Origin of the sequence: Streptomyces misionensis, from assembly GCF_900104815.1 — a bacterium.
GTDB lineage: Bacteria > Actinomycetota > Actinomycetes > Streptomycetales > Streptomycetaceae > Streptomyces > Streptomyces misionensis.
On sequence record NZ_FNTD01000004.1, the window covers coordinates 6,660,876 to 6,678,488 of the forward strand.

A 17,613-nucleotide genomic window follows, 5' to 3' on the forward strand; every position below is an offset into this window, starting at 1 on the left:
GCCACGCACCCGCACCGCGCCCACCAGGAGGTTCGGCGCGGTGACCCACGGGTACCCGGGGGCCACCGCAAAACGGATACATCGGTGCGTACCGATGCGACCCAAGGGAGCGCGACCCCATGAAGGCAGTCACCTGGCAGGGCAGGCGGGACGTGCGGGTGGAGGACGTGCCAGACCCGAGGATCGAGGAGCCCACGGACGCCGTCATCCGCGTCACCTCCAGCGGGCTGTGCGGCTCGGACCTGCATCTGTACGAAGTGCTCACCCCGTTCATGACCCCGGGCGACATCCTCGGCCACGAGCCCATGGGCATCGTGGAGGAGGTGGGCTCGGAGGTGACGAACCTGCGGCCCGGCGACCGTGTCGTGGTGCCGTTCCAGATCGCCTGCGGGCACTGCTTCATGTGCGACACCGGACTGCCGACCCAGTGCGAGACCACCCAGGTCACCGGCGAGGGCATGGGAGCCGCCCTGTTCGGCTACACCCGCCTGTACGGCGCGGTGCCGGGCGCCCAGGCCGAGTATCTGCGGGTGCCGCAGGCGCAGTTCGGTCCGATGAAGGTGCCCGAGGGCCCGCCGGACGACCGGTTCGTCTACCTCTCCGACGTGCTGCCCACCGCCTGGCAGGCCGTCGAGTACGCGTCCGTCCCGCCCGGCGGCAGCGTCGCGGTCCTCGGCCTCGGCCCGATCGGCGACATGAGCTGCCGGATCGCCCTGGCGCGCGGCGCGGAACAGGTCTTCGGCATCGACCTGGTGCCCGAACGGCTCGCGCGGGCGAACCGGCGGGGCGTGAAGACGTACGACCTCAGGGCCTTCGACGACGAGAAGACGCTGATCCACGCGATCCAGGAGGCGACGGGCGGCCGGGGCCCGGACGCGGTGATCGACGCCGTCGGCACCGAGGCGCACGGCAGCGCCGCCGCGAAGCTCGCCCAGCAGGCCACCGCCCTCCTGCCGCGCAAGATCTCCGCGCCCTTCGCCGAACGCTTCAGCGTCGACCGGCTCGGCGCCCTCCACATGGCCATCGACCTGGTACGGCGCGGCGGCACCATCTCGCTCAGCGGCGTCTACGGCGGCATGGCCGACCCGATGCCGCTGCTCACCCTGTTCGACAAGCAGATCCAGCTGCGCATGGGGCAGGCCAACGTGCGCCGCTGGAGCGACCAGATCATGCCGTACCTCACCGACGAGGACCCGCTCGGTGTCGAGGACTTCGCCACGCACCGGGTGCCGCTGTCCGAGGCGCCGCACGCCTACGAGATGTTCCAGCGCAAGGAGGACGGCGCGATCAAGGTCCTCATGAAGCCCTGACTCATCCCTTCGAGCCGAGGATCTCCCCGAGGTCGTACCGCACCGGCTCCTCCAACTGGGCGTAGGTGCAGCTCCCGGGGGTGCGGTCGGGTCGCCAGCGGCGGAAACGGGCGGTGTGCCTGAAGCGCTGCCCGTTCTCCATGTGGTCGTAGGCGACCTCGGCCACCCGCTCCGGGCGCAGCGGCACCCAGGACAGGTCCTTCTTCCCGGACCAGCGGCTCGGCGCCCCCGGCAGCCGGGCGGTCTCGTGGGCGGCCTCCTCGGACCAGGCCGCCCACGGGTGCCCGGCGACGTCGTCCATCCGCAGCGGCGCCAGCTCCTCGACCAGTTCGGCGCGCCGCTTCATGGGGAAGGCGGCCGACACGCCCACGTGCTGGAGCCGGCCCCGGTCGTCGTACAGGCCCAGCAGCAGCGAGCCCACCACCGGGCCGCTCTTGTGGAGGCGGTACCCGGCCACCACGACGTCCGCCGTCCGCTCGTGCTTGATCTTGAACATGGCCCGTTCGTCCTGCAGGTAGCGCAGCTCGAGCGGCTTGGCCACGATCCCGTCGAGACCGGCCCCCTCGAACCGATCGAACCACTGCTCGGCCACCGCGAGGTCCGTGGTCGCGGGCGCCAGGTGCACCGGCGCGGCGACTTGGGCGAGGACCTCCTCCAGCAGGGCCCGGCGATCGGTGAGCGGCACGTCGAGCAGGGCCCGGTCGTCCAGCGCCAGCAGATCGAAGGCGACGAACGAGGCCGGGGTCTTCTCCGCGAGCATCCGCACCCGGGAGGCGGCCGGGTGGATCCGCTCGGTCAGCGCGTCGAAGTCCAGCCGCCCCCCGCGCGCGATCACGATCTCCCCGTCGAGCACGCACCGGGGCGGCACCCGCTCCCGCAACGCCTCGACCAGCTCGGGGAAGTACCTGGTCAGCGTCTTGCCGGTGCGGCTGCCCAGCTCGACCTCGGCGCCGTCGCGGAACACGATGGAGCGGAACCCGTCCCACTTGGCCTCGTAGTGCATGCCCGGCGGGATCCTCGCCACCGGCTTGGCGAGCATCGGCTTCACGGGCGGCATGACGGGCAGCTCCATGGCTCCGATTCTGCTCGCGCACGCCCGTGTGCGCCCGGTGTGCGAGCCGCGCGGGGGGCGCCTACGGTGGCCGCATGGCTGATGCGGTGGAACTGGAGGTGGCCGGGCGGACCGTACGGCTGTCCAGCCCGGACAAGGTGTTCTTCCCGGAGCGGGGATTCACCAAGCTGGACCTCGCGCGGTACTACATCGCGGTCGGCCCCGGCATCCTGCGCGCCCTGCGCGATCGCCCCACCACCCTGGAACGCCACCCGGACGGCATCGAGGGCGAGTGGTTCTTCCAGAAACGCGCCCCCAAGGGCATGCCCGACTGGATCCCCACCGCGCACATCACCTTCCCGAGCGGCCGCAGCGCCGACGAGATGTGCCCCACCGAGGAGGCTGCGGTGGTGTGGGCCGCCCAGTACGGCACCCTCACCTTCCACCCCTGGCCGGTGCGGGCCGGTGACGTCGACCACCCCGACGAACTGCGCATCGACCTGGACCCGCAGCCGGGCACCGACTTCGCCGACGCCGTCCGCGCCGCCCATGAACTGCGCGCCGTCCTCGACGAGTTCGGCGGGCTGCGCGGCTGGCCCAAGACCTCCGGTGGCCGGGGCCTGCACGTCTTCGTGCCCATCGAACCGCGCTGGACCTTCACCCAGGTACGGCGTGCCGCGATCGCCGTCGGCCGGGAGATGGAACGGCGGATGCCCGAGCAGGTCACCATCAAGTGGTGGAAGGAGGAGCGCGGCAAGCGCATCTTCCTCGACTACAACCAGACCGCCCGCGACCGCACCATCGCCTCCGCCTACTCGGTACGGCCCCGCCCGCAAGCGACGGTCTCCGCACCGCTGCGCTGGGACGAGATCGACTCCGTGCACCCCACCGACTTCGACCTCGCCACCATGCCGGCCCGGTTCGAGGAACTCGGGGACGTACACGCCGGCATGGAGGAACGGGCCCATTCACTGGACGCGTTGCTGGAGCTGGCCCGCCGTGACGAGCACGACCACGGTCTCGGCGACCTGCCGTATCCGCCGGAGTACCCGAAGATGCCCGGCGAGCCCAAACGCGTCCAGCCGAGCCGGGCCCGCCGGGAGCCGTCCTGACGGTGCCGCACCGGTACGGCCCCCTCGACCACCGGCGCGGTGGCCCTCGTTATCCTGGTCGGCAGCCGGCCGATGAGGAGTCCCCCTGTGTCCGACGCAGTGTCGCGTCCCACGCTGGAGGCCGTGGCCGCGCGGGCCGGGGTGTCCAGAGCCACCGTGTCGCGGGTGGTCAACGGCGGCTCCGGCGTGCGGGAACCGCTGGCCGAGCGGGTCCGGCGGGCCGTCGAGGAACTGGGCTACGTCCCCAACCAGGCGGCGCGCAGCCTCGTCACCAAACGGCACGACGCCGTCGCGGTCGTCATCGCCGAACCCGAGACCCGCGTCTTCACCGACCCCTTCTTCGCCCTCCAGCTGCGCGGCATCAGCAAGGAACTGACCGCTTGCGACAACCAGTTGGTGCTGCTGCTCACCGAGGGCCGCGACGACCACACGCGGGTGGCCCGGTACCTCGCCGGGGGCCATGTCGACGGGGCGCTGGTCTTCTCCCTGCACCTGGACGACCCGCTGCCCCGGCTGATCCACGACGCCGGGGTGCCGACCGTGTTCGGCGGCCGGCCCGGCTGGCGGGACGGCACCGGTACGGCGGTGTACGTGGACTGCGACAACCGGGGCGGCGCCCGGACCGCCGTACGCCATCTCGCGGCCCTCGGCCGCACCCGGATCGCGCACCTCACCGGCGCCCTGGACCAGACCTCGGCGGTGGACCGGCTCGACGGCTACCGGGACGTCGTGGCCGAGACGGCCGGCGGGGCCGATCCCGCGCTGGTCGTGGAGAGCGACTTCACCCCGGCCGGCGGGGAACGGGCCATGCGGGAACTCCTCGCCCGCCGCCCCGACGTGGACGCCGTGTTCGCCGCGAACGACCTGACCGCGCTGGGCGCCCTGCGCGTCCTGCGGGAGCGGGGCCTGCGGGTACCGCAGGACGTGGCCGTGGTCGGCTTCGACGACATGCTGCCGCTCGCCGAGGAGTCCGACCCGCCGCTGACCACCGTCCGTCAGGACATCGAGCGGATGGGCCGCCTGATGGCCCGGCTGCTGGTGGACGGCGCCGCCACCCGGAGGACCACCGGGGGCGTCGCCGCCGACGGCACCGACGGCGGGCGGCCGGGCGCCCCGCCGTCCGGCGTGATCCTGCCGACCACGCTGATACGGCGCGCGTCCGCCTGACCGGCGTTCACTCCCGCGCGCCCGCGCTCTTGATCACCGCGAACCGCGCCCCGTACGGATCGGCGAGCGTCGCCATGCGGCCCACCCGTTCGATCGTGGCCGGCGGCACCACGAGCGTCCCGCCGAGCCGCAGCGCCTCGGCCGCGACGGCGTCCGCGTCCTCGACCTCGAAGTACGGCAGCCAGTAGGGCTCGTCCTCCGGTCGGGCCAGCGGCACCATCCCGCCGAACATCGCGTCCTCCCCGGCGCCGCCCGGGTTGACGCAGGTGTAGGTGCCGCCCGGGAACGGCACGCCGGAGGTCTCCAGGCCGAGGACGCGGCGGTAGAAGGCGGCCGCCGCCGCGATGTCCGGGGTGTGCAGCTCGGCCCAGCACAGCGCGCCCGGCGCGTTCGCCACCTCCACCCCGCTGGTCTCGCCGGGCTGCCAGATCCCGAACGTCGCGCCCGCCTGGTCGGAGAGGACCGCCATGTGTCCCTGGCCCAGCACGTCGACCGGACCGAACAGCACCCTGCCATGGGCCTGTTGGGCCGCCTGCGCGGTGGCCCGCGCGTCCTCGCTGCGGAAGTACAGCGTCCAGGACGGCGGGCCCTGGCCGGGCTCGGTCCGCATGCCGCCGGCGACGGTCCGCCCGTCCAGCTGGAAGAAGCCGTAACCGCCGGCGTCCGGCCCCGCCGACCGGAACCGCCAGCCGAACAGACCGCCGTAGAAGGAGCACGCGCCGTCGATGTCGGGCGCGCCGATGTCGAGCCAGTTCGGGGCGCCGTCGACGAAATCGGTGGTGAGCATGGAGCCCTCCTCGAAGGGTGCCGTCCGCTGCACTGCCGAGTCTGGCACCGCCCGCCGGCGACCGCCGCCGGAAGACCGCCGGCCGCCGCACGGCCCGCCCTCACCTCGGGTGACCGGGCCTGTTCCCAGAGTTTTCGATGTTTCCGCGCGCCGCCGTGCGCCCGCCGGGCACCGGGGAGCATCATCGGGTCGGCCGGAGGCCCCGACGACCGCGTTGAGCGCGCGTTGATCGAACGTTTTTCGCCGCGGGGCACGATCCTGGCCATGCACTTCGACACGATCACCCCGGCCGACGAGACCTGGCAGGCGCAGGCCCTGTGCGCGCAGACCGGCCCGGACTTCTTCTTTCCCGAGCCGGGCAGCTCGGTGCGCGAGGCGAAGCGCATCTGCGGGATGTGCGACCTGCGCTCGGCCTGCCTGGACTACGCGCTGACCAACGACGAACGCTTCGGCGTCTGGGGCGGTCTGTCCGAGAAGGAGCGCCTCGCCCTGCGCCGCACCTCGGGCTGACCCCCCCCGCAGCGGACCGCCCTCACCCCCGGCGGCCCGCCCCACCGGCCAGGTCCGTGCCGTCCGCGCCGCACGCCCCGCGCGGTCAGTGCCCCGCGGTCAGCGCCCCGCGGTCGACGCCGCGCCGCGCGCGCTCCGTGCCGTCAGTGCCCCGCGGCCCGCGCCGCCATCCGTGCCTTGCGCGCCGCCAGCTTCTCGTCGAAGCGGCCGGCCTCCTCGTCCAGGCCGCCCATGAACAGACCGAGTTCCTCCTGGGCCTGGCGCCCCTGCGGACCGAGGCCGTCGAGCTGCATCACCTTCAGGTAGCGCAGCACCGGCTGGAGTACGTCGTCGTGGTGGATGCGCAGGTTGTAGACCTCGCCGATCGCCATCTGCGCGGCGGCCCGCTCGAAGCCGGGGATGCCGTGTCCGGGCATCCGGAAGCCGACGACCACGTCCCGCACCGCCTGCATGGTCGGGTCGGGCGCGAGCTCGAACGCCGCCTGGAGCAGATTGCGGTAGAACACCATGTGCAGGTTCTCGTCGGTCGCGATCCGGGAGAGCATGCGGTCGCACACCGGGTCACCGGACTGGTGGCCGGCGTTGCGGTGCGAGATCCGGGTGGCCAGCTCCTGGAAGGCGACGTAGGCGATCGAGTGCAGCATCGAGTGCCCGTTGTCGGACTCGAAGCCCTCGCTCATGTGCGCCATGCGGAAGCGCTCCAGCTGATCCGGGTCCACCGCGCGGGAGGCGAGCAGGTAGTCCCGCATCACGATGCCGTGCCGGCCCTCCTCCGCCGTCCACCGGTGCACCCAGGTGCCCCAGGCGCCGTCGCGGCCGAAGAGGCTGGCGATCTCGTGGTGGTAGCTGGGCAGGTTGTCCTCGGTCAGCAGGTTGACCACCAGGGCGGTGCGGCCGATGTCCGTCACCTTGGACTGGTCCTTCGCCCACGCCTCGCCGTCCTCGAAGAAGGCCGGGAAGTTGCGCCCGTCGCCCCAGGGCACGTACTCGTGCGGCATCCAGTCCTTCGCGGCCCGCAGATGCCGGTTCAACTCCCTTTCCACCACTTCCTCCAGCGCGTACAACAGCCGGGCGTCGGTCCAGGCGGTCGGGCTGCCGAGGTGGGGAGAGGCAATGGTCACGGGAACTCCAGGGGGACGCCGAACGAAGGAGAGCACAAACACGGGTACCGGCGAGCGGTGCCGGGAAACCTACGTGATCGTAAGCTACGAGACCGTAGGTTACGAAACCGTAGGTTAAGTCGCCGTAAAAGCGCCCGGACCAGCGGGGACGACACACCGTCAGGGACGCGGAACGGCTCCGGGGCGCGCCGGTCCCGGGGCCGCCGGCGGATAGGTGTCACCCGGTCAGGCGTACAGCTCCCGCAGGCGCACGGAGAGGCAGGTCACCGAGCCCTCCAGCTTCTCGAACTCGCCGATGTCCACCGTCACCACCTCGTGGCCGAGATCGGTCAGCAGTTCGGCGGTCCTCGGGGCGCTCGCCGCCATCAGCAGCTTGTGCCCGCCGAGCAGCACCACCTGCGCGCCGGACTCCTCGGGCACCGAGAGGAACCCGGGGAAGAGCGAGGGCCGGTCCACCCTCGGGATGTGTCCCAGCACCGTGCCGTCCGGCAGCGCGGTCACGGCCGACTTCAGATGCAGCACCTTGCTCACCGGCACGGCCACCACCCGGGCGCCCAACGGCTCGAACACGGCCCGCAGCTGCTGCACCCCGGCCGCGTCGGTGCGTCCGCTGCGGCCCACGTAGAGCGTGTCGCCGACCTTCAGGACGTCGCCGCCGTCCAGGGTGGCCGGCTCCCATATCCAGTTCACCGAGCAGCCGAGGCGGGCCACCGCCTCCTCCACCCCGGCGGTCTCCGGGCGCCGGGCGGCGGCGCCGGGCCGGGTGATCAGCGCGACGTTGCGGAAGACGACGACGGTGTCCTCCACGAACACCGAGTCCGGGCAGTCGTCGGCCGGTTCGACCTCGATGGTCTCCCAGCCGTGCGCCCGCAGCGTCCCGACGTACGCCTCCCACTGCTCGACGGCCCGCGCGACATCGACCGGCTCCCGCTCGACGTGCGTGACCAGTCCGTCGGCCAGACGGGGGCCGGGACGGCGAACGAGGGCCTTCTTGCTGGGCACGACGGGCCTTTCCGGTCGGGAACACGGTGCCTGCGCCGGGTTCGTCCGGCGCCGATCCGCCATCATGCAGCCCGCCGGGCCCAGCACAAAACCGCTGCCGCAACAGCGCGTCCCCCGCCCGTGGCCCGTGGCCCCGACGACCGCCGGCCGCCGCTTCGGCCGTCGCCGGGCCGCCGGTCCGGGCGGCGTGCCGCCCCGCGGGCCGGCGACGCTCGGCAGCCGGCCCCCGGCGCCGGGGGAGGGCACGGGCCGCCGAGCGCCCGGTCCGGCTCTACCCGACCTCTTCCGGCTCCACCTCCCTCAGCCGTCCGTCCTCCATCAGCAGCCACCGGGTGATGCCGATCGACTCCAGGAACGGCAGGTCGTGGCTGGCCACCAGCAGCGCGCCCTCGTACGACTCCAGGGCGGAGGTCAGCTGCCGGGCGCTCGCCAGGTCGAGGTTGTTGGTCGGTTCGTCCAGCAGGAGCAGCTGGGGCGCCGGTTCGGCGAGCATCAGCGCGGCCAGCGCGGCCCGGAAGCGCTCGCCGCCGGACAGCGTGCCCGCCCGCTGGTCGGCGCGCGCGCCCCGGAACAGGAACCGGGCCAGCCGCGCGCGGATCCGGTTGTTGGTGGCGTCCGGCGCGAACCGGGCCACGTTCTGGACGACCGTCAGCTCGTCGTCCAGCACGTCCAGCCGCTGGGGCAGGAACCGCAGCGGGACGTGCGCCGTCGCCGTGCCCGCCACCGGTGCCAGCTCCCCGGCGACCGTACGCAGCAGCGTGGTCTTCCCGGAGCCGTTGCGGCCGACCAGCGCGATCCGTTCCGGGCCGCGCAGGTCGAGGACCCCCTCGACCCGCGCGCCGTACGCCGTCTCCAGGCCCTCCAGGGTGAGCACCTGCCGGCCGGGCGGTACGGCGGTGTACGGCAGCTCGACGCGGATCTCGTCGTCGTCCCGCACCGCGTCCGCCGCCTCGTCCAGGCGCTCGCGGGCCTCGGCGAGCCGTTCCTCGTGCATGATGCGGTGCTTGCCCGCCGACTCCTGGGCCGCGCGCTTGCGGGCCCCCATCACGATCTTCGGCTCGCGCTTCGACTCCCACATCTTCTGTCCGTACCGCTTGCGCCGGGCCAACTTGACCTGCGCGTCGGCCAGTTCGCGTTTCTGTTTGCGCACGTCGGCCTCGGCGACCCGCATCATCCGTTCGGCCGCCTCCTGTTCCACGGCCAGCGCCTGCTCGTACGCCGTGAAGTTGCCGCCGTACCAGGCGACCTCTCCGGCGCGCAGCTCCGCGATCTGGTCGACCAGGTCGAGGAGTTCGCGGTCGTGGCTGACCACGACCAGCACCCCGGGCCAGGCGGCGACGGCCTGGTGGAGGCGGCGACGCGCGTGCAGGTCGAGGTTGTTGGTGGGTTCGTCAAGGAGCAGCACGTCCGGGCGGCGCAGCAGCAGCGCGGCCAGCCGCAGCAGCACCGACTCGCCGCCGGACACCTCGCCGACGGTGCGGTCCAGCCCGATGTGGCCGAGGCCGAGTTCGCCGAGGGTGACCAGGGCGCGCTCCTCCACGTCCCAGTCGTCGCCGACGGTCTCGAAGTGCTCCTCGGTCACGTCGCCCGCCTCGATGGCGTGCAGCGCGGCCCGGCGCTCGGCGATGCCGAGGGCCTGGTCGACACGGAGGGCGGTGTCCAGGGTGACGTTCTGCGGCAGGTGGCCGATCTCGCCCTGGACCTTGATCGTGCCGTCGGCCGGGACGAGTTCACCGGTCAGCAGCTTCAACAGGGTCGATTTGCCGGTTCCGTTGGCGCCGACGAGCCCGGTCCTGCCGGGGCCGAAGGCGAGGTCGAGTCCGTCGAACACGGTGGTGCCGTCGGGCCAGGCGAAGGAGAGGGACGTGCAGGTGAGGGAAGATGACATGGATGCCTCGCGGGGTGGTTGCGGTTCGGTGGGCGCGTGTGGGGACACCGCGAGGCGGAACCGAGGGACCATCCGGAGGCCGTGCAGAAGAAAAGGCCCTGTGCCGGAGGACGGCTCGAACGCCGAGGTCGTACGCCACGCACACCTCACCGGTGCGACGCGGTGTCTCCGAACCTCAGACGAGCAACGTCCTTCTCCGATCGACGGCAACAGAACCGAGGTAAACGGTAGGAGCAGGCCGGACGGCAGTCAACGCGATTTACGGGTGGCACGGCCGACCGCACCCCGTGGCGGGCCGCTCCCGTTACCGACTGTCCCGCATCAGGTCCGCCAGAGCGCCGTCCAGGTCGAGCTGGAGGTGTTCGAGGCCGGCCGGTACCAGTGCGTCGGCGGCCTCCAGGAAGCGGCGTATCTCGGCCGCGCGGACATGGATGACCGCGGTGCCCTCCGGGGCGTGGAACTCCAGGACGACGCGGTCGTAGCCGTACGGCCGCACCCGCACGTCCCCGTGCCCCTCCGGGCTCTCCAGCCCGGCGGCGAGCAGTTCGCGGGCGAAGGTCCAGCACACTTCGACCCCCTCCAGGGTGGCCGGGGCCGGGAAGGTCATCCGCACGGCGAACGGGTCGCTGCGGTCGTAGCGCAGCGTGGCGGGAATGTTCGGCATGCGCGGTGCGGCGGCGACGAGACGGGCCTCTACGAGCTGCTCGATGACGGTGGACAACGCCTTGCTCCCTCGTGACGGCTGGACTGCGTCCTGGTGTGACACCCGGCACTGGATGAGACGACGGAATCGGCCGGGGCGTGCACCTGGTGTACGAGTGACCTCGGTCACCGCGTTCATGCACACGGCGGGCGGGACACTGCCGCCGTACGGCGCGCGGCAGTTGGCCCTCTGGACGGCGCCCCGGCGGTCGGCTAGCTTCGCCCGCCATGAGGCGCATGGGGAGCACGCGGGGCACGGGACGGACGCGACGCACGGGCAGGCTGGTGGCGGCGGGAGTCGCGTGCGGGGCGGCGCTCGCCGCGCTGACCGTCCCCTCGGCGCAGGCGCTCGGACAGCCGGGACGGCAGGGCGTGCACTGGGCTGTGAAGGACCCCGGCACCCCGCGGGTGCGCTTCCGGGGCCTCGCCGCCGTGGACCGGCGCACCGCCTGGCTGGCCGGCACCGCGGGCACCGTCCTGCTCACCCGGAACGGCGGCTCGACCTGGCGTGACGTCTCCCCGCCCGGCGCGGCCGGCCTGGAGTTCCGGGACGTCGAGGCCTTCGACGCCCGGCACGCGGTGGTGCTGGCCATCGGCGAGGGCGAGGCGTCCCGGGTGTACCGCACCGACGACGGCGGGGCGACCTGGACCGAGTCCTTCCGCAACACCGACCCGAACGCGTTCTACGACTGCCTCGCCTTCTTCGACCGCCGCCACGGCCTGGCGCTGGGCGACCCGGTGGACGGCAGGTTCCGCGTCCTCGCCACCGACGACGGCGGCCGCTCCTGGCGGCTGCTGCCCGCGTCCGGCATGCCGCCCGCCCTGGACGGCGAGGCGGGCTTCGCGGCGAGCGGGCAGTGCCTGGTCACCTCCGGCACCAGGGACGCCTGGGCGGCCACCGGCGGCGGCGCCCGCGCCCGCGTCCTGCACTCCGCCGACCGGGGCCTGACCTGGACCGCCGCCGACACCCCGGTCCCGGCCGGCGATCCGGCCCGCGGCGTCTTCGCCCTCGCGTTCCGTGACCGCGCCCACGGCCTCGCGGTCGGCGGCGACTACCGCGCGGACCAGCCCTCGCCCCGCGCCGCCGCCGTCACCGCCGACGGCGGCCGCAGCTGGCAGCCCGCCGCCACGCCCCCGCCCGGCTACCGCTCCGCGGTCGCCTGGCTTCCGCACAGCCGCTCGGCCGCGCTCGCCGTGGGCCCCACCGGCACCGATCTGACCACCGACGGCGGCCGGACCTGGCGCACCATCGACACCGGCTCGTACGACACCGTGTCCTGCACCCCCGACCTCGGCTGCTGGGCGGCCGGCGAGCAGGGCAGGGTGGCCCGGCTGGAACGGTGAGGTAGGCGCACCGCGAGCCGGGTACTCGTGGCGGCGTCACAGCGGAAAGGAGCGATCATGCCAGCCGGTTCCAGCCCCAAGCGCGAACGCCAGTACGAGCACATCAAGGAGAGCGCGCAGGACCGGGGCGAGAGCGAGGGACGCGCGAAGGAGATCGCCGCACGGACCGTCAACAAGGAACGCGCCCGCGCCGGCGAGTCGAAGACCGCCAGCCGCACGTCGACGCAGGACATGTCGTCCGGCAGGCGCGGCGGCCAGCGGTCGGGCAACCGGGTCGGCTCGCACGGCCCGACCCGCGACCAGCTGTACAACGAGGCCAGGCAGCGCGGCATCGAGGGCCGCTCGCACATGAACAAGGACGAGCTGCAGCGCGCGCTGAAGTCCAAGAAGGGCTGACGCCGGGAGCCGGGAAGGGCGGCTCAGCCGAGGGTCTGCCGGTACCGGGCCAGTTCGGGGGCGGTCTTGGTGGCGATGAACTCGGTCACCCGGTACGTGCACACGCCGCCCAGGGTGAACGGGTCGCTCGCCACCACCTCCTCGACGCGGGCGCGGTCCTCGGCCACGGCCAGGATCACCCCGCCGTCGCGCGGCTCCTTGCGGCCCGAGGCCAGGAAGACGCCCTTCTCGTACTGCTCCTCCAGCCACGCCACGTGCTCGGCGAGCAGGGCGTCCACGGCGTCGAGGGGCTTGGTGTAGGTCAGTTCCAGTACGAACATGATCGCGAGCCTACCCCGGCGGCCGCCCCCGGTGACAGGCGTTAGAGTCGGCCGTCATGACGACCCCAGGCATACCGGCGGGCCGGCCCGCGACCGAGGAGGAGGCCCGCGCGGTCCAGGACGAGCTGCGGGACCGGGTGGTGCTGGACGAGCCGGGGCCGCCGCCCGGCAGCGGCCGGGTGACCGGGGTCGACGTGGCCTACGACGACGAGCGCGACCTGGTCGCCGCGGCGGCCGTCGTCCTGGACGCGGCCACCCTGGAGGTGGTGGCCGAGGCCACCGCCGTCGGCCCGGTGTCCTTCCCCTATGTGCCCGGACTGCTCGCCTTCCGGGAGATCCCCACGGTGCTGGCCGCCCTCGACGCCCTGCCGTGCCCGCCCGGGCTGGTGGTGTGCGACGGCTACGGGCTGGCCCATCCGCGCCGCTTCGGCCTGGCGAGCCACCTCGGCGTGCTCACGGGTCTTCCCACCATCGGCGTCGCCAAGAACCCGTTCACCTTCACCTACGAGGACCCCGCCCCCGCCCGGGGCAGCTCGGCGCCGCTGCTCGCCGGCGCCGAGGAGGTCGGCCGGGCCCTGCGCACCCGGGACCGCGTCAAGCCGGTCTTCGTCTCGGTCGGCCACCGGGTGAGCCTGGACAACGCGGTGGCGCACACCCTGGCCCTCACCCCGGCCTACCGCCTCCCGGAGACCACCCGGCGCGCCGACGCCCTGTGCCGCCGGGCCCTGCGGGAGGCGACAACCCGTCCGGCCGCTCAGGACGCCGTGACCCGCCAGGCGCCGACCTCCTGATACCCGGAGTCGTACACGGCCGAGCCGTCGCCCGGCTCCAGCGCGTAGTGGTGCAGATTGCCGCCCCAGTAGCGCAGGATCCGCCCCAGCTCGGCGGCCCGCTCCGGCGCCGGGGCGTTCTCGTCCACGGTCACTTCGAGCACGAACTTCACGGTTCCCGCGCCTCCTTGGGCTCCACCGGCCTGGGTCTCAATCGTCTCATTGACGTGCCCGGTGAGACTTCTGCGGCGACGGGCCCGCAGGGCACGCCCTGGACGGGCCGGAAGTCTCAAACCAGGGGAGAGGTGCCGGGCGGGCCGGCCGGCTACCGCCGCGCCACCACCCGGAACCCGATCCCCGCGGCCCGCAGCCGCCCGGTGAGCGCGTCGCCCATCGCCTGCGCCGTGGTCACCTGGCCGGACGTCGGCGGGAGGTCGTCGAAGACGAGGCACAGCGCCGCCTCGGCGAACATCTTGGCGGTCTCGTCGTAGCCGGGGTCGCCGCCCGCCACCTCGGTCAGGACGCGGCGCCCGCCGCCCTCGCCGACGAAGCGCACTCTGAACCAGCTCTTCGCCCGCTTCTCCGCGCTCGGCCCCTCGCCCGGCCGCAGCCGGTCCGACAACCAGCGGCGGGCGGGCGGAAGCTGGGAGGCCGCCGCGAGCGCGCCGACGGCGGCGACCCCGCCGAGGGCGACCGGCAGATGCCGGACGGCGGCGAAGTGCCGGTAGCGGAAGTCGGGGCCGTAGCGCTCCAGGGCCCGCGCCGAACGGCTCACGATCCGCGGGTCGACGGTGGGCAGCGGCACCGCCCACGCGCCGACCTCCGGGGCGAACCGCGGCGCCCCGGTCGGCGCGCTCACCCGGCGCCCGGGCAACCGGGGCTCGTGCCGGGCCCGTTCGCGCGCGGCGGCGAGCAACTGCCGTCCCCGCGCGAACTGGTCGAGCGCCGAGGCCAGGGTGCCGCCGGAGAAGGCCGCGTCGGCCGTCACATAGCCGTCCACCCGCAGCGGCACGCCCTCGGGCAGCTGCCGCACCGTGAAGTACGCGCCGAGGTCATGGGGTACGGAGTCGAAGCCGCAGGCGTGCACCAGCCGCGCGCCGGTCTCCCGCGCGCGGGCGTCGTGCCGCACGTACATCAGGTCCACGAACTCCGGCTCGCCGGTGAGGTCCAGGTAGTCGGTCCCGGCGTCCGCGCAGGCGGCCACCAGTTCCTCGCCGTACCGCAGGTAGGGGCCCACGGTCGTGGCCACCACCCGCGCCCGCCCGGCCAGCTCGCGCACGGCCGCCGGGTCGGACGCGTCGGCGCGCAGCACACCGATGTCCGCGCCGCCGGGCAGCTCCTCGCGCAGCCGCCGCAGCCGGGCCTCGTCGCGGCCGGCCACCGCCCAGCGCAGTTCCTTCGGCGCGTGCGCGGCGAGATACCGCGCGGTCAGGGCGCCGACGAAGCCGGTGGCACCGTAGAGCACCAGGTCATAGGGACGTTCCGTGCTGTGCAGTCCGTTCATGCCACCCCTTGGTCGTGCAGCCCGCGCCGCCGTCGGCGGCCGAGGCTAGCGTGAGATCCGTGCGCTCCCCGGACCGGGTGACCCCGGCCGGACGGGCACTTGGCTAAGCGCTTGCTCGTTCAGGTCTTGTGCCGGATGGAACGCGTTCCTAGCATCACCGGTGTTACATCAGTTGTGTCACACACTTGGGGGACGGCATGAGCACCGCAGCGCGGGGCCCGCTCCACGGCGTGCGCGTGGTCGAACTGGCCGGCATCGGGCCGGGCCCGTTCGCCGCCATGCTGCTGGCCGACCTCGGCGCCGACGTGGTCCGCGTGGACCGCCCCGGCGGCCCCGGCCTCGGCATCGACCCCGCTCACGACGTCACCAACCGCAACAAGCGCTCGGTGGTGCTCGACCTCAAGTCCCCGGACGGAGCCGCCCGCGTCCTGGACCTCGCCGAGCGCGCCGACGTCCTCGTCGAGGGCTACCGCCCGGGCGTCGCCGAACGCCTCGGGGTCGGCCCGGCCGAGTGCCACGCCCGCAACCCCCGCCTGGTGTACGGCCGGATGACCGGCTGGGGCCAGGACGGCCCCCTCGCCGAGCGCGCGGGCCACGACGTGTCGTACATCGCCGTCACCGGCGCCCTCGGCCTGATCGGCCGCCCCGGCGAACCCCCGGCCGTGCCCGCCAACCTCCTCGGCGACTACGCGGGCGGCTCGCTCTACCTGGTCGTCGGCGTCCTCGCCGCGCTGCACCACGCGCGCGCCACCGGCACCGGCCAGGTCGTGGACGCCGCCATCGTGGACGGCACCGCCCACCTGTCCGCGATGATCCACGGCATGCTCTCCGCCGGCGCCTGGCAGGACCGGCGCGGCGCCAACCTCCTCGACGGCGGCTGCCCCTACTACGGCACCTACGAGACCGCTGACGGCGGACACATGGCCGTCGGCGCCCTGGAGGACCGGTTCTCCGAGCAGTTCCTGCGCCTGCTGGACCTGGCGGACTTGCTGGACGCGCGCGGCGACCTCAGCCGCTGGGACGAACTGCGGGCCCGGATCGCCGACCGCTTCCGCGCCCGCACCCGGGCGGAGTGGACCGCCGTGTTCGAGGGCACCGACGCCTGCGTGGCCCCCGTACTCTCACTGCGCGAGGCCCCGCACCACCCGCACCTGGCCGCCCGCGGCACCTTCACCGAGCACGCGGGCCTCACCCAGCCGGCCCCCGCCCCCCGCTTCTTAGCCACCCCCGCCGCCGTCCGCACCGGCCCGGCGCTGCCCGGCGCCGACACCGAGGCGGTGGCCCGCGACTGGGACGTGCCCGCACTCGCCGACGGCGACGGGCCCGCCCCGGCCGACGACCGGGCCCACCGACCCGACGACCACCGAACCCCGCTCGGCCGACCCTCCCGAAAGGCACACCAGTGAGCACCGAAGCGTACGTGTACGACGCGATCCGCACCCCGCGCGGCCGCGGCAAGGCGAACGGCGCCCTGCACGGCACCAAGCCCATCGACCTGGTCGTCGGCCTCATCCACGAGATCCGCGACCGCTTCCCGGACCTGGACCCGGCCGCCGTCGACGACATCGTGCTCGGCGTCGTCGGCCCGGTCGGCGACCAGGGCTCCGACATCGCCCGGATCGCCGCCATCGCCGCCGGGCTGCCGGACACCGTGGCGGGCGTCCAGGAGAACCGCTTCTGCGCCTCGGGTCTCGAAGCCGTCAACCTGGCCGCCGCCAAGGTCCGCTCCGGCTGGGAGGACCTGGTCCTCGCGGGCGGCGTGGAGTCCATGTCACGGGTGCCGATGGCCTCCGACGGCGGCGCCTGGTTCAACGACCCGATGACCAACCTGGCCGTCAACTTCGTGCCCCAGGGCATCGGCGCCGACCTGATCGCCACCATCGAGGGCTTCAGCCGGCGGGACGTGGACGAGTACGCGGCCCTGTCCCAGGAGCGCGCCGCCACCGCCTGGAAGGAGGGCCGCTTCGCCCGCTCGGTCGTCCCCGTCAAGGACCGCGCCGGACTGGTCGTCCTCGACCACGACGAGCACCCGCGCCCCGGCACCACCGCCGACTCCCTCGCGGGGCTCAAGCCGTCCTTCGCGGACATCGGCGAACTCGGCGGCTTCGACGCCGTGGCGCTCCAGAAGTACCACTGGGTGGAGAAGATCGACCACGTCCACCACGCGGGCAACTCCTCGGGCATCGTGGACGGCGCCTCGCTGGTCGCGATCGGCTCCAAGGAGGTCGGCGAGCGCTACGGCCTCACCCCGCGCGCCCGGATCGTCTCCGCCGCCGTCTCCGGCTCCGAGCCCACCATCATGCTCACCGGCCCGGCCCCCGCCACCCGAAAGGCCCTCGCCAAGGCGGGCCTGACCATCGACGACATCGACCTGGTCGAGATCAACGAGGCGTTCGCCGCCGTCGTGCTGCGCTTCGTCAAGGACATGGGCATCTCGCTGGACAAGGTCAACGTCAACGGCGGCGCCATCGCGCTGGGCCACCCGCTCGGCGCGACCGGCGCCATGATCCTCGGCACCCTCGTGGACGAACTGGAGCGCCAGGACAAGCGCTACGGCCTCGCCACCCTGTGCGTGGGCGGCGGCATGGGCATCGCCACCATCATCGAGCGCATCTGAACTCCCCGCGGA

The 17,613-nt window shown here is 73.6% G+C and carries 18 protein-coding genes; 9 read left to right on the top strand and 9 right to left on the bottom strand.

Features of this window, described 5'->3' with window-relative positions; translation table 11 throughout:
* The first annotated feature begins 119 nt into the window (after positions 1-119).
* The gene (locus BLW85_RS31790; RefSeq protein ID WP_074994451.1) at positions 120-1,310 is read left to right on the top strand and encodes a zinc-dependent alcohol dehydrogenase; all 1,191 of its coding nucleotides are present in this window, start codon (positions 120-122) and stop codon (positions 1,308-1,310) included.
* Between the two features lies 1 nt (position 1,311).
* On the opposite strand, the gene BLW85_RS31795 is transcribed toward BLW85_RS31790, so the two are convergent.
* Positions 1,312-2,382 carry an ATP-dependent DNA ligase gene (locus BLW85_RS31795; protein ID WP_074994453.1) on the bottom strand — a complete coding sequence of 357 codons (1,071 nt, stop codon included), beginning with the start codon at positions 2,380-2,382 and terminating at the stop codon, positions 1,312-1,314.
* A 74-nt stretch (positions 2,383-2,456) separates the two neighbouring features.
* On the opposite strand from BLW85_RS31795, the gene ligD reads away from it, so the two are divergent.
* Positions 2,457-3,473 (top strand): non-homologous end-joining DNA ligase, encoded by a 1,017-nt coding sequence (gene ligD, locus BLW85_RS31800; protein WP_208624922.1) that lies wholly within the window; start codon positions 2,457-2,459, stop codon positions 3,471-3,473.
* Between the two features lie 72 nt (positions 3,474-3,545).
* A complete protein-coding gene (locus BLW85_RS31805) occupies positions 3,546-4,640 on the top strand; it encodes a LacI family DNA-binding transcriptional regulator (RefSeq protein ID WP_425275351.1) in 1,095 nt (364 codons plus the stop codon).
* Between the two features lie 7 nt (positions 4,641-4,647).
* Here BLW85_RS31805 and BLW85_RS31810 read toward each other — a convergent pair whose 3' ends face one another.
* Positions 4,648-5,427 carry a VOC family protein gene (locus BLW85_RS31810; RefSeq protein WP_070029524.1) on the bottom strand — a complete coding sequence of 260 codons (780 nt, stop codon included), beginning with the start codon at positions 5,425-5,427 and terminating at the stop codon, positions 4,648-4,650.
* 264 nt (positions 5,428-5,691) lie between these two features.
* Here BLW85_RS31810 and BLW85_RS31815 point away from each other — a divergent pair, with 264 nt between their 5' ends.
* Complete coding sequence (locus tag BLW85_RS31815; protein WP_070029525.1) at positions 5,692-5,937, top strand: WhiB family transcriptional regulator; 246 nt, start codon at positions 5,692-5,694, stop codon at positions 5,935-5,937.
* Between the two features lie 143 nt (positions 5,938-6,080).
* Here the strand turns inward: BLW85_RS31815 and BLW85_RS31820 are convergent, their stop codons facing one another.
* The 4 genes from BLW85_RS31820 to ssgD all read right to left on the bottom strand — a co-directional run bounded on the left by BLW85_RS31820 (position 6,081) and on the right by ssgD (position 10,669).
* A complete protein-coding gene (locus BLW85_RS31820; protein WP_070029526.1) occupies positions 6,081-7,058 on the bottom strand; it encodes an acyl-ACP desaturase in 978 nt (325 codons plus the stop codon).
* Positions 7,059-7,283: 225 nt separating this feature from the next.
* Positions 7,284-8,060: a dimethylargininase gene (gene ddaH, locus BLW85_RS31825; protein ID WP_070029527.1), complete on the bottom strand. Its 777-nt coding sequence runs from the start codon at positions 8,058-8,060 to the stop codon at positions 7,284-7,286.
* Positions 8,061-8,331: 271 nt separating this feature from the next.
* The gene (locus tag BLW85_RS31830; RefSeq protein WP_074994459.1) at positions 8,332-9,948 is read right to left on the bottom strand and encodes an ABC-F family ATP-binding cassette domain-containing protein; all 1,617 of its coding nucleotides are present in this window, start codon (positions 9,946-9,948) and stop codon (positions 8,332-8,334) included.
* A 304-nt stretch (positions 9,949-10,252) separates the two neighbouring features.
* Positions 10,253-10,669: a spore wall synthesis regulator SsgD gene (gene ssgD / locus BLW85_RS31835; protein WP_070029529.1), complete on the bottom strand. Its 417-nt coding sequence runs from the start codon at positions 10,667-10,669 to the stop codon at positions 10,253-10,255.
* 218 nt (positions 10,670-10,887) lie between these two features.
* Between ssgD and BLW85_RS31840 the strand changes: the two genes are divergently transcribed.
* Positions 10,888-11,994: a WD40/YVTN/BNR-like repeat-containing protein gene (locus BLW85_RS31840; RefSeq protein WP_074994462.1), complete on the top strand. Its 1,107-nt coding sequence runs from the start codon at positions 10,888-10,890 to the stop codon at positions 11,992-11,994.
* 57 nt (positions 11,995-12,051) lie between these two features.
* Positions 12,052-12,390, top strand: a complete 339-nt coding sequence (locus BLW85_RS31845) for a plasmid stabilization protein (protein ID WP_070029531.1) — start codon at positions 12,052-12,054, stop codon at positions 12,388-12,390.
* Between the two features lie 23 nt (positions 12,391-12,413).
* Here BLW85_RS31845 and BLW85_RS31850 read toward each other — a convergent pair whose 3' ends face one another.
* Positions 12,414-12,710, bottom strand: coding sequence for a YciI family protein (locus tag BLW85_RS31850; protein ID WP_070029532.1), 297 nt, complete (start codon positions 12,708-12,710; stop codon positions 12,414-12,416).
* A gap of 56 nt (positions 12,711-12,766) precedes the next feature.
* On the opposite strand from BLW85_RS31850, the gene BLW85_RS31855 reads away from it, so the two are divergent.
* Entirely contained in the window at positions 12,767-13,501 is a 735-nt protein-coding gene (locus BLW85_RS31855; protein ID WP_074994465.1) for an endonuclease V, read from the top strand.
* Here the strand turns inward: BLW85_RS31855 and BLW85_RS31860 are convergent.
* Together BLW85_RS31860 and BLW85_RS31865 are read right to left on the bottom strand one after the other, a co-directional pair.
* A complete protein-coding gene (locus BLW85_RS31860; protein ID WP_070029534.1) occupies positions 13,465-13,653 on the bottom strand; it encodes a hypothetical protein in 189 nt (62 codons plus the stop codon). The two genes, BLW85_RS31855 and BLW85_RS31860, sit on opposite strands and share 37 nt — an antisense overlap.
* Positions 13,654-13,805: 152 nt before the next feature.
* A complete protein-coding gene (locus tag BLW85_RS31865; protein ID WP_074994468.1) occupies positions 13,806-14,984 on the bottom strand; it encodes a saccharopine dehydrogenase family protein in 1,179 nt (392 codons plus the stop codon).
* A gap of 197 nt (positions 14,985-15,181) precedes the next feature.
* Here BLW85_RS31865 and BLW85_RS31870 point away from each other — a divergent pair, with 197 nt between their 5' ends.
* A complete protein-coding gene (locus tag BLW85_RS31870) occupies positions 15,182-16,390 on the top strand; it encodes a CaiB/BaiF CoA transferase family protein (RefSeq protein ID WP_079172468.1) in 1,209 nt (402 codons plus the stop codon).
* Positions 16,387-17,601, top strand: coding sequence for an acetyl-CoA C-acetyltransferase (locus tag BLW85_RS31875; RefSeq protein ID WP_070029536.1), 1,215 nt, complete (start codon positions 16,387-16,389; stop codon positions 17,599-17,601). Before BLW85_RS31870 ends, BLW85_RS31875 begins: the two co-directional genes overlap by 4 nt.
* The last annotated feature ends 12 nt before the right edge of the window (positions 17,602-17,613 follow it).